Genomic DNA, 10,378 nt, shown 5'->3' on the forward strand with positions numbered 1-10,378 from the left:
TCGGCTCGGCCCGTTGATCTTCGGCCACCCCCGCGCCGGCCGGATCGGTCACCGGCATGACAGTGCATTGACTGCGGCCACCGCTATCGAGGAAGGGCCGAGACCTGTCCTCGATAGCAGCATCCTGGCCGTCAGCTCCTATCGCCTGCTGGCCTGACCGGCTGGCCTTACTTCAGGTGCCGGGCGAAGAACCGGTTCCCCTCTTCCCCGGCGTGCTGCGGGACGCCGGTGTGCCCGCCCATGTTGGCGTGCAGCGTCTTCTCCTTGGAGCCGAAGGCGTCGAACAGGTCCAGGGCCGCCTGCCGGTCGTTTTCTTCGTCGTCCCATTGCAGCAGGACATGCAGCGGAATGGTGACCTGGCGGGCCTCCTCGAACATGACGCGGGGCACGAAACTCCCGGCGAACAGAACGGCGGCCGCGATGCGCGGCTCGACCACCGCCAGCCGGATACCGATGGAGATCACTCCCCCCGAGTATCCGACCCGGCCGCCGATCTCGGGCAACGCAAGGAGCGCGTCCAGGGCGGCCTGCCATTCCGGAACCGCCTTTTCGACCAGCGGGAGGGTAAGGGCGTCGACAATCTCGTCGCTGACCGGTTCGCCGGCCTGCAGCGCTCGGCGCAGGTCGGCGCGGGCCTGATCGGCGGCGGCCCAACGGGGCCGGTCGCCGCTCCCGGGGAGCTCGATGGTGGCCGCGGCGAAACCCTCCGCCGCGGCGTGCCGGGCCCGGGCCAGCAGTCGCGGGTACATCTTGCGCAGCCCGAGGGGAGGGGGGCCGAGCAGGATCAGCGGCACCGGCGTGGATGTAGATGCGGGCGTCCACAGGATGCCGGGGATCTCGCCGAGGGTGAATTCGCGCTCGAGGATGGCGTCGTCGAGATGTTGTTCGGAAGTGAATTGCATGGTCGTGCCTTTCGGGAGTGCTCTTTGAACGGCGCTCCCGGACGACCTATCGCCCGACCGTGACCCGCGAGGGGAGCACCCATGTCGATACTGCGTTCACGGGTACCACCTCCTCGGTCTCTTGCACGGCCCCCGGAAAGGTAACAGTGGTCGTCGTGGTTCGCCAACAGGTTTTGCGGTGGCTCCGCCGCCGGATGAATCGTTCGGAGTGCACGCAATTCGGCATTACCGTGCAGTGCCGACGGCCGCGCGCTACCAGAGATGATCTGTGCCCGTTGGTCTTCGAGGTCGCCGCGTGGCCGATTCGAACCGCGCGGTATGCGGCAGTTGAGTGCGTTCGGGTGACAGACGCGCGTCGGCCTATTTCATATCCCGCGCTGCGGATGAATCCGGTCGAATCGGCGAACCGATCTACCTCAGCCGGGCTGGCGGTCCATTGCGTCGCGCAGTGTGCCGCGCGGGCATGGCGGCGGCCTGTACCGGGAAGGTGGTCTCCGTGCCGAGTTCGATCGTCACCGCGCTGCGCTCAGCTGATTGCCGGAAGCCTCGGTTCAGAACTTGCCGGTGTGGTGTTCGATTCGGTGCCCGAGTCGGCCGGCGAATTCGGTGATGAAGTCCTCGGTGAGGGGCGGCCAACCCCAGAAGTCGAAGGCGAGGCTGCCTAGGGCGAAGTTGTCTGCCCATTGCCAGGTGGTGATGGGGCTCGGTGTGGTGCAGGAGGGGCAGATTGCTGCGCCGGTGCCTGTTTGTTTCCAAGCGTTGATGGCGTCCGAGAACGGCTGCCATACAGCGGGATCGGCTTCCCATTGCTGCGGGTAGTCGATGATCACGGTGGTGTCCTGACAGCGTGGGCATACCGCGGAGGACGGTTCGATGCCGCCCTGTCCGGCGTAATGGTCGTGGCGTCCGACGATGACGGCAACGGGGCCGGGGATCCAGTCGGCGCCCCATTCCTGGGTGATCTGCGGCCAGTCGGGGCCTGGCACATAGCCTTCGTCGACCTGGAGGCTGTACATCGCGTCGCGTGAATTCTCCCGAAGCAGCCATCGCCTCGATACCATCCAGTCCACCATGTGCTCGGCCAACATGCTCGCGTCCGCCGAGGTCACATCGAGGTCGACGACTCGTTCGAAATAGTCACCCACACTTGCATCCTGCCACCAGGGACCGACGCCCATACCCGAGCCGGCCGACGGTGGAGGCGCACTGTCGGTCCCTGGCGGAAGCTGACGCGCTGACGAGACCGATCCGCCGATCTTGCGTAGGCAGCGAGCGCAGGTGACCTCCGCACAGGTCGGTTCCAGCGCAGTCGGGGACCACCCGACGACCCCGGTGTGACACAACAGCTCTGGTACTTCCTCGCCCTCGACCCATTGGCCGAGGCTGACCGCGTGCACAGTGCGCCGGACCGCACGACCGCGTGCACGCCCGGGTCGCCGAACACCGCCCGGGCGGCAGAGGCGAGGGGCGCGATATCGGTCATGCGCCCCAAAGGCTTCTCGATTGCCTCGGCGTCGAGGTCGGCCCTGCCGACCCGGTATTGGCGAGTTGGGAGTCGTCGTCATCGCATGCCCCGCACCTTCCGGACCGCCGCGGGCGCGGAATGAGCCGCACAACCGCGACATCGGGCAAGAGCGGTGCGGCATCGGGCGCTGCGGCCGTGCACAGTCTGGACACCGAGGTCGGCGACCTCACCGCCCTCATGCTGAAAACCGGTGCGACACAGATGTTCGGTCTGAGCTCGGGTGGGCTGATCGCCCTCGCGACAGCGCTCAGAGTGCAGTTGTCCACCGTCGACGGCCAGCGCCGGTTCGTAGATTGCGAGTTGACGGATCTGTGGCAATCAGCTGGATGGAACGAACCGAGCGCTACCTCGATGCCAACCGCCCCTCCGCAGCACTGGCAACTCTGTTCAGCGAAACCGCCGACCGCGACCTCGTCGCTACAGAACTACACCAGTTCCTCACTGAATGACCACTCGGACCCACACGCTCATCGGCAAAGTAGTGCACTGCCCTGCGGCTCTGGATGGCCTCTGCCCGTTGATCTTTGGGGCCCTTCATCGCCGTTCCGCAGCGGGCGGCTCGCGGTATGAGCTTGCGTTGGTCGCGCCTTCTCACGATTCATGATTTTCTGAATACAGATTCTGCTGTACTATCACGGTGTGGATACCCTGCTGCATCGCGATGCGCTGGCCCGCTTCGGGCACGCCTTGTCGGACCCCACTCGCACCCAGATCTTGTTGAGCCTGCGCCGGGCGCCGGCGTATCCGTCCGATCTGGCCGAGCAGATCGGGGTGTCGCGTCAGATTCTGTCGAATCACCTTGCGTGCCTGCGGGGTTGCGGGCTGGTGGTGGCGGTGCCGGAAGGGCGGCGCTCGCGATATGAGCTGGCCGACGCTCGGATCGGGCGGGCTCTCGATGATCTGACGGGGCTGGTGCTGGCCGTCGATCCGGCGTGCTGCCCGGACTCGGGCTCCGAGGGGTGCTGCTGATGTCGCAGTCGCTGGGAATGCCGTCGCTGCCTGCGGCGGTGGCGGTGGGGCCCGCGTCGCAGCGGCGGGCGTTGCTGGCGCGTCGTATTCGCTGGTTCGTGGCCGCGACGATCACCTACAACGTCGTCGAGGCGATCATCGCGCTGAGTGAAGGCGCGCGAGTGTCGTCGACGGCGTTGATCGGGTTCGGGTTGGACTCGGTGATCGAGGTGTCTTCTGGTGCTGCGGTCGCGTGGCAGTTCGCCGGCCGCGATCCGGAGAAGCGGGAGAGGGTCGCGCTGCGGGTCATCGCGTTCTCGTTCTTCGCCCTGGCTGCCTACGTCAGCGTCGACGCGATCAGCGGCTTGCTCGGGGTCGGTGCGGCGGAGCATTCCCCGATCGGCATCATCTTGGCAGCGGTGAGCCTGGCGGTGATGCCGGTGCTGTCGTGGGCCCAGCGCCGCGCCGGGCGTGAACTCGGATCCGCTGCTGCGGTGGCTGATTCCAAGCAGACGCTGCTGTGCACCTACCTGTCGGCGGTGCTGTTGGTGGGGCTGCTGCTCAACAGCCTGTTCGGGTGGTCGTGGGCCGACCCGATCGCCGCACTCGTCATCGCCGGTATCGCGGTCAAGGAAGGCATCAACGCCCGGCGCGGCGACACCTGCTGCCCGTCATCGGCAGCGTTCACCACGAACCCTGGCACCGCCGCGCACGACCGCGCTTGCTGCGACGACTGACCCGCAATCTGCCAGGCCCAACCGATGAACATTGTCCGCCGCAATAGGATTCGTCGTCGGCCGGTACCTGGTCGCGGGCAATGCGCAGTATCTCCTCGGACAGGTCGACCTTTCGACGGCCAGTGTTGCCCGTTCGGGCGGCGCGGGAAGCGGCGCGAGCGGGTATCGACCGCTTGGTTGGCCTGTGGACTCATTCGGTTGTCGGTCCAGGTGATCGTCCCGATCAGCGAGACGACCACCAGTCGGGACGTGGGTTCGGCCGTTACGGTCCGGCAATGACCAGCGAACGGCACGCAGTTATCGCCCTGCTTCACAGGTATGCCGATGCGCTCGACCGGCGGGACTGGGCGGGCCTCGACGACGTGTTCGCGCCCGATGTGAAGGCGGACTATGCGGGGGCTGAAATCGTCGACGGCCGAGACAATCTCGTCAGGATGATTCGTGGATACCTCGACAAGTGCGGTCCCACACAGCATTTGATGGGGCATGAGCAAGCGACTGTTGACGGCGAGCGTGCCACGATGTCGGCGAAGATGCGGGTCCACCACATCGGTGCGAATCGACCGGATCTCATGTTCGAAGTGTTCGGTTGGTACCACGCCGAGGCTGCCTACACCTCGGATGGGTGGCGGATCGTGGGCTGGCGGCAAGAGGTCACCCATAAGGTCGGGACCCACGAGGTGTTCGGCCGCTCCTAGGCGGCACTCCGGACGTCAGGGCGTGACGGGGTCGAAGCGCAGGTGTAGTTCGCGAGGTGCGCCGACGCTGATGCCGACCGACCGGTGCACTTCGGTGCCAACGGCTCGGCGTGGTCACCGTGCTGCTGCTGGGCGGGCTCGACACCACCCGCGGCGTCGGCCATCGGCGACGGTGGCATCGACGATGGACTGCAGCAGATCCGCGCGCGGCGCGGCCTCGCGTTCGGCCATGAGCTCGGCGGCCAATGCCGCGACGGCGGCGAAACTTTCGGGCGTGTTCTGCACCGACACCTGGGTGACGGCATCGACCGCGCGCGCCAGCCGCTCCTGGTTGTCGTCGTCGAGCACGATCTTCGCCAGCGCGCCCGCGGTGAACGGGATCGCGAACTCGCTGACGAACTCGACCTCCCCGCGGTCGGCGAACTGGTCGATGAGTTCGTCGGCGAGCTGCTGCACCACCGGCGCGTATCGTTGCAACGCCGACCGCGAGAACGGACCGTTGAGGAACGCCCGGAAGTCGTGATGCAGCGGCGGATCCACGTCGATGGGCGGCAAAGCGACTGGCACAGAAGTCAATCCGGGCATGGACGAACTGAAGATATCCGGATGCGCGGCCAGTGGCCCTCATCGAACCAGTCGAGATGATCGAAGAACTCCTGATGGCTGTCGGTCACGGCAAACCCCTTCCCACCCTGAGCAGCAGTGCGCTGATGGTGCGCCCGGCAGCCGCGCGGAGTCAACCCGTCCGGCGCGTCGAAATCCGTGCCGAACGCCTGCGCCTACCAGCCTTCAGGATTCCGAGGGGCAGAAGCGAGCGCATGGTCGAGCTCGGACAGAAGCTTGGCCTTGGAGCGCGCGCCGACCATGGTGAGGATCGGCCGACCGCCCCGGAAGAGGATGAGGGTCGGCGCCGACATGACTCGGTAAGTGGCTGTGGCGGAAGGGTTTTCATCAGTGTCGACCTTGTAGATGCTGAGCACGTCAGCGCGCTCACGAGCGATGGCGGCCAGGACGGGTGCAACCATTCGACACGGTGGGCACCATTCGGCCCCGAACTCGACCAGCACCGGTCGCGGGTGTTCGAGTACCTCGCGCTCGAAGGTCTCGTCGGTCACGACTTTCAGCTCGGACCCAACATCGTTCGACAACATCACGATTCCTTCGCTTCACACAGATCCGATGCCAATTCGACACCGCCACAGCATGAATCGGCCTGCCTGGCCTGTGCCGCCACAAGTTTGTCCGTCAAGGCCGCGCGCAAGGCGGTGAGCTGATCCATCAGAGCGTCGACTTCGGCGAGACGGCGGCGGTATACGTCGATCGAATCGGAACACGCGTCTCCGGCCTCATGGCCTGCCCGCAAACACTCCACGAACGGCCGCGTGTCCTCCAGGCTGAACCCGACAGCCTGCAGTGCCAGAATTTCTTCGACCATCCGGGCATCGGCATCGCTGTACTCCCGGTACCCGTTGGCCTCACGCCCTGCCGTGATCAACCCTTGCGATTCGTAGAACCGCAACGCACGTGTCGTTGTCCCCGCCTGCTTCGCCAACTCGCCGATCCTCATGCCTCGACCGTAAACATTGACCTCGGCGTCAAGGCAAGCCCGAGCACCCCTCGGAGCGCCAGCCGCTGATGCGCGTACCTCTGCTTCCTGCTGCAGGATTCATAGATCAGCGGAACTACTCATGGCTCAACGACATTGTTGCCGTGGGATCGTGATATCTGGTCGACGACGGAGTCGCGTACCGGGTATCGGAGGTCCTCCGAAGGATGTTTGCCGCGGGTGACGGGCTACCGTGACCTGGCGGTACGAAGGTGACGCCTGCCGATGCCGTGGAACACCAACGGTCCGAGTCGATTTCGGGCCGTTGGCGTTCATGTGGCCGGGATCCGCAGGTGGCCTGCGGTATTCGGCGCTAACGGATCGGCAGCGCGCTGAAGACGGGGTCGTAGGCCCAGTTCAGCAGGCGCTCAGCGTCTTCCTTCGCGGCGCGGCCGCTGCCGGGTGAGCTGTGCAGGACCACACCGATCAGCGGTATTCCAGCCCGCACCGTCTCGAACAGCAGGCAGGCTCCTGCGGCGTCGGTGGATCCGGTTTTGATGCCGATGGTGCCGGGATACTCACGCAGCAGCAGATTCGTGGTTTGCCAGTGGTGCTCACGATTACCCGGGCCGGCGGGCAGGTGATAGCTCTCCGACCCGGCGATCTCGCGGAACGCCGGCAGGCTCATCGCGCGCAGGCCGAGGGCCACCAGGTTCGCCGGTGTGGAGTAGGTGGCGTAGTCGTCGGGGGAGGGCAGTCCGCTGGGATCGGTGAAATGTGTTTCCGTCAGGCCCATTTGCCCCGCGGTGTTGTTCATTCTGGCGATGAAGCCGTCTTGGCCGGGCCCGTAGGCATCGGCCAGGGTATAAGCGGCGTCGCAGCCGGAAGGCAGCATCATCGCGTACAGGGCCTGTCGTGTGGTGAACACTTCGCCGGGGACCAGGCCTGCGCTGCTTCCGTCGTTCCGGGCGCAATAGGACATGGCCTCCTGCGGCACGGTGACAGTCCGGTCGAGGTCGCCGGCATCGATCACGACCAGTGCCGTCATCACCTTTGCGATGCTGGCTATCGGGACCGGCGTGTTCGGCTCCCGCGACCACAGCATCGTGCCGGTAATTCCGTCTGCCAGTTCAGCCCCCGGCGCCTGTATTCCGTCCGGCTCGGAACTCGGCCAGGGCAACAGGCCATTCGGGGCGCTCGCGGCGGGAGCGGCCGCGACGCCATGACTGACCGCCACAACCAGCGCCCCTGCGACGGCAGTCTGCAACAATCTAGCAAATGTGGGCATGGCGACATTCTGCCTTTCAACCCCTTTGATCTCAGGGATTTCATTGCCGGGATTGTCGCGATACTCGGGCCGTAGCGGACGTATAGCTAACGAGGTGCTTCGGCGCCGCAATTCTCGCTTGTGCCCGCCCGCTCGACGGTGTGAGCCGGCCTGTTCGAGTCGCCGCCGATTGCGCATGTCCTGGTTCCGTCGATGCCGAGTTTCGTTGTCTCTGATCTCAATTCGCCGGCCAGAGGTATCGGATCGATTCGGTGCCGGGTGAGCCATGCTGCAGAGCGAATGGCGCTCTGGCGGTATCGGTGCCGCGAGGAAGCGGTGGGCGTGTCGGTTTCGGCATAGGGCAGGTTGCGGCGGAATGCTGCTCAATCGGCTGGCCGCCGGGCTGTGATCTGCAGCCATCGGATTGGCGCGTCGAACTCGCCCGGCCCGTATCGCCGGCGTAATTCCGTGGTTGCGATCGCGGTTGCGGATTCGACGTCGAGGGACGAGTGGCGTTCGATTTCGCCACGCAGCGGGGTTCCCTGGCAGAACGCCACCGCACCGGTCTCCGGCGTGGAGTGGCTGGAACCCTCGATGTATTCACCGGTGATTCGGTCGAATCCGGCCGTTTCGAGTTCGCCGCGGATTCGGTCGATGTCGAAATATCCGTAGGGCGTGCGGCGGAAGAACTCGAGCGGCTCGTCGGGTGCCGCCGCGCACAGTGCCCCGGTGATGACAAGGGGTACGGCGTTGTTCTCGATCCGGTCCCAGACGTTGAAGGCGAATATGCCATTCGGGCGCAGCACCCGGAGCGCCTCGGCGTATCCGCGTACCTTGTCGGGCAGGAACATTGCACCGAATTGGCATGCGACCACATCGAAGGAGCAGTCGGGGAACGGCAGGCTCTGGGCGTCCGCCACCTGCCAATGCACCCGTTCGGAAACGAGCCGGGCTGCGGCCGCTGTCACCATGGGTTCGTTCAGATCGGTTGACACGATGTTGTGACCGCCCAACCGGGCGAGTTCCCTCGTCAGCGCCCCGGTCCCGGCAGCCGTTTCGAGGATGTCGACGGCGTCTGCCGTGGCCACCGATTCCGCAAGTAGCCGAGCTGGTTCCGCGAAGATCATCGGAACCAGCAGGCTGTCGTAAATCTCGGGGATCGACCCGGTGAAGGACGCGTCCCCGCGTCCGGCCGTGGTCACGGACCCGGCCTCGGATCGCCACTCACGGCACGGGATGCTACCGCCGACACCTGTTCCGAACCACCGACTGCTCGCCTTTGCCGGATCTGTCGCGTGTGAACCTCCGGCCGACCTAATACGTAAGAAGAGAAAAGACCAACACATTCGACGCTTGCATCAGATGGACGGATGTCGCATCTGATGCATCGCCCTCGGCTGGTGTTCCGTAAGACCCCCCCCGACCAACGGAACACCAGCACCGAGGCCCTCCGCCGCGACGATCGCTATCGGCGACTTGGTCAGGGTGCGCAGGCCGCCCTTGCCGACCGAGTGGGGGACGCGGGTCCAGCCCGCCCAGCCAGCCATCCTCGCCGTTGATGTGTACCACCCGGCCCCAGCCGCGCTCGCGCATGCCGGGTACGAACGCTTTGGCCAGGTACCACGAGGCGGTGAGTTGCTGGTTCAGGTGGTAGTGCCATTCCTCATCGGTGATCTCGAAGAAGTCCTTGTAAGCCGTCGGGCCGCGTTGCTGACGTAGATATCCACGCCGCCGAATGTCGCCTCGGCCTGGGTCCGCATCCGCTCCACGGTCGCCTTGTCGGCGGCGTCACCTATCACCACCAGGGAGCCGACGCCGAGATCCGCGGCCTCTTTGGCCACCGAGTCGGCTTCCCCCTGATCGCTGCGGGTGTTGACAATGACGTTCGCGCCGCAGCCGGCCAGCTCGAGCACGATCGCCCGCCCGATATTCCGCCCCGAGCCCGTGACCAATGCTGTCTTACCTGCAATTCCGAAGACGTCGCTCATGTCCGCCTGCCTTTGATCCAGAATCTGCGGTGATGGTGGTCCCAACCTGAGATGCCCGGCACCGTCCCGCCGCCGGCATCACGCCACGCTCATTACCCGGCCCGGCACAATCGTCTCGCTCCACTCGCACGAGTCAAGCGCCGGCTACGCGTCTTCTCTGCGGTATTCGAGCGTAGGTGGCGAACCCATCTCGCCTGCACACTGGGCGTGTCACATTTCAGCCGTGCGGGTGGTCATGGCGGTATGACTATCGCTCACACCTGGCCCGGATGGGTCGCGACCGGTTTCCTGTGGTTCCTCGCCCTCGAGTTCATGATGGGGGCGGTGACCAAGTTCTGGCCCGGGCCGACGTTTTTCGGGCCCGCGTACTCGATCAAGTTCGCGGAGTGGGGGTGGCCCGCCTGGTTCCGGTTTGTGGTCGGCGGGATCGAGGGGGTGTGTGCGCTGCTGTTGGTGATTCCGTTCCACGAGGCTCGATTCCTCGGCGCCGCGGTGCTGATCCTGGTGCTGACCGGCGCCGTGGTCACACACATCATCAATCACCACGGGCCCAAGGAGAGTTTCGCGGCACCGGTGCACCTGGTCATCATGGTGATCGTGGCCCTCGCGACATGGCCGACTCACTGGATGGACGTGCTTCGGCCCGGTCAGTGGGCGTAGCTGAATGTCGCGGGGGGGGGGGGGGGGGGGAAGGACGGGGGAAAAGGGCCCCCGAACCGCCTGGAGCGAAGCGGAAGGCAAAATAGACACTGTGTTCAGCAATATCG

Annotated in this window: 13 protein-coding genes; 5 read left to right on the top strand and 8 right to left on the bottom strand. The window is 65.6% G+C overall.

Annotation, left to right across the window (positions count from 1 at the left end):
- Positions 1-167 precede the first annotated feature (167 nt).
- Both ACFXN1_RS17515 and ACFXN1_RS17520 read right to left on the bottom strand, forming a co-directional pair.
- Positions 168-902 carry an alpha/beta hydrolase gene (locus tag ACFXN1_RS17515; protein WP_379442807.1) on the bottom strand — a complete coding sequence of 245 codons (735 nt, stop codon included), beginning with the start codon at positions 900-902 and terminating at the stop codon, positions 168-170.
- 551 nt (positions 903-1,453) lie between these two features.
- Positions 1,454-2,047 (bottom strand): hypothetical protein, encoded by a 594-nt coding sequence (locus ACFXN1_RS17520; protein WP_379442808.1) that lies wholly within the window; start codon positions 2,045-2,047, stop codon positions 1,454-1,456.
- A 706-nt stretch (positions 2,048-2,753) separates the two neighbouring features.
- Between ACFXN1_RS17520 and ACFXN1_RS17525 the strand changes: the two genes are divergently transcribed.
- The 4 genes from ACFXN1_RS17525 (at position 2,754) to ACFXN1_RS17540 (ending at position 4,810) form a co-directional block, all read left to right on the top strand.
- On the top strand, positions 2,754-2,876 hold the full coding sequence (locus ACFXN1_RS17525; protein WP_379442810.1) for a hypothetical protein: 123 nt from the start codon (positions 2,754-2,756) through the stop codon (positions 2,874-2,876).
- A 190-nt stretch (positions 2,877-3,066) separates the two neighbouring features.
- Positions 3,067-3,396 (top strand): ArsR/SmtB family transcription factor, encoded by a 330-nt coding sequence (locus ACFXN1_RS17530; protein ID WP_379442811.1) that lies wholly within the window; start codon positions 3,067-3,069, stop codon positions 3,394-3,396.
- A complete protein-coding gene (locus ACFXN1_RS17535) occupies positions 3,396-4,112 on the top strand; it encodes a cation transporter (protein ID WP_379442825.1) in 717 nt (238 codons plus the stop codon). The genes ACFXN1_RS17530 and ACFXN1_RS17535 overlap by 1 nt, the downstream gene beginning before the upstream one ends.
- A 275-nt stretch (positions 4,113-4,387) precedes the next feature.
- Complete coding sequence (locus tag ACFXN1_RS17540; protein ID WP_379442812.1) at positions 4,388-4,810, top strand: nuclear transport factor 2 family protein; 423 nt, start codon at positions 4,388-4,390, stop codon at positions 4,808-4,810.
- Between the two features lie 114 nt (positions 4,811-4,924).
- Here the strand turns inward: ACFXN1_RS17540 and ACFXN1_RS17545 are convergent, their stop codons facing one another.
- From ACFXN1_RS17545 to ACFXN1_RS17570, 6 genes are all read right to left on the bottom strand, one after another.
- Positions 4,925-5,377 (bottom strand): hypothetical protein, encoded by a 453-nt coding sequence (locus ACFXN1_RS17545; protein ID WP_379442814.1) that lies wholly within the window; start codon positions 5,375-5,377, stop codon positions 4,925-4,927.
- 212 nt (positions 5,378-5,589) lie between these two features.
- A complete protein-coding gene (trxA, locus tag ACFXN1_RS17550; protein WP_379442815.1) occupies positions 5,590-5,925 on the bottom strand; it encodes a thioredoxin in 336 nt (111 codons plus the stop codon).
- Positions 5,926-5,960: 35 nt separating this feature from the next.
- Entirely contained in the window at positions 5,961-6,377 is a 417-nt protein-coding gene (locus ACFXN1_RS17555; protein ID WP_379442817.1) for a MerR family transcriptional regulator, read from the bottom strand.
- A 352-nt stretch (positions 6,378-6,729) separates the two neighbouring features.
- A complete protein-coding gene (locus ACFXN1_RS17560; RefSeq protein ID WP_379442818.1) occupies positions 6,730-7,821 on the bottom strand; it encodes a D-alanyl-D-alanine carboxypeptidase family protein in 1,092 nt (363 codons plus the stop codon).
- Between the two features lie 185 nt (positions 7,822-8,006).
- Complete coding sequence (locus tag ACFXN1_RS17565) at positions 8,007-8,825, bottom strand: class I SAM-dependent methyltransferase (protein ID WP_379404312.1); 819 nt, start codon at positions 8,823-8,825, stop codon at positions 8,007-8,009.
- A gap of 441 nt (positions 8,826-9,266) precedes the next feature.
- Positions 9,267-9,611 (bottom strand): SDR family NAD(P)-dependent oxidoreductase, encoded by a 345-nt coding sequence (locus tag ACFXN1_RS17570; protein WP_379442819.1) that lies wholly within the window; start codon positions 9,609-9,611, stop codon positions 9,267-9,269.
- A gap of 243 nt (positions 9,612-9,854) precedes the next feature.
- Between ACFXN1_RS17570 and ACFXN1_RS17575 the strand changes: the two genes are divergently transcribed.
- Positions 9,855-10,271: a DoxX family protein gene (locus tag ACFXN1_RS17575; protein WP_379404310.1), complete on the top strand. Its 417-nt coding sequence runs from the start codon at positions 9,855-9,857 to the stop codon at positions 10,269-10,271.
- Positions 10,272-10,378 lie beyond the last annotated feature (107 nt).

The sequence above is a fragment of the Nocardia sp. NPDC059154 genome (assembly GCF_042755705.1).
Classification (GTDB): domain Bacteria; phylum Actinomycetota; class Actinomycetes; order Mycobacteriales; family Mycobacteriaceae; genus Nocardia.

Coding starts and splice junctions, on each gene's coding strand:
- ACFXN1_RS17555 (WP_379442817.1), bottom strand. CDS start 6,377: ATGAGGATCGGCGAGTTGGCGAAGCAGGCGGGGACAACGACACGTGCG.
- ACFXN1_RS17560 (WP_379442818.1), bottom strand. CDS start 7,821: ATGCGCAATCGGCGGCGACTCGAACAGGCCGGCTCACACCGTCGAGCG.
- ACFXN1_RS17515 (WP_379442807.1), bottom strand. CDS start 902: ATGCAATTCACTTCCGAACAACATCTCGACGACGCCATCCTCGAGCGC.
- ACFXN1_RS17570 (WP_379442819.1), bottom strand. CDS start 9,611: ATGAGCGACGTCTTCGGAATTGCAGGTAAGACAGCATTGGTCACGGGC.
- ACFXN1_RS17540 (WP_379442812.1), top strand. CDS start 4,388: ATGACCAGCGAACGGCACGCAGTTATCGCCCTGCTTCACAGGTATGCC.
- ACFXN1_RS17575 (WP_379404310.1), top strand. CDS start 9,855: ATGACTATCGCTCACACCTGGCCCGGATGGGTCGCGACCGGTTTCCTG.
- ACFXN1_RS17525 (WP_379442810.1), top strand. CDS start 2,754: ATGGAACGAACCGAGCGCTACCTCGATGCCAACCGCCCCTCCGCAGCA.
- ACFXN1_RS17535 (WP_379442825.1), top strand. CDS start 3,396: ATGTCGCAGTCGCTGGGAATGCCGTCGCTGCCTGCGGCGGTGGCGGTG.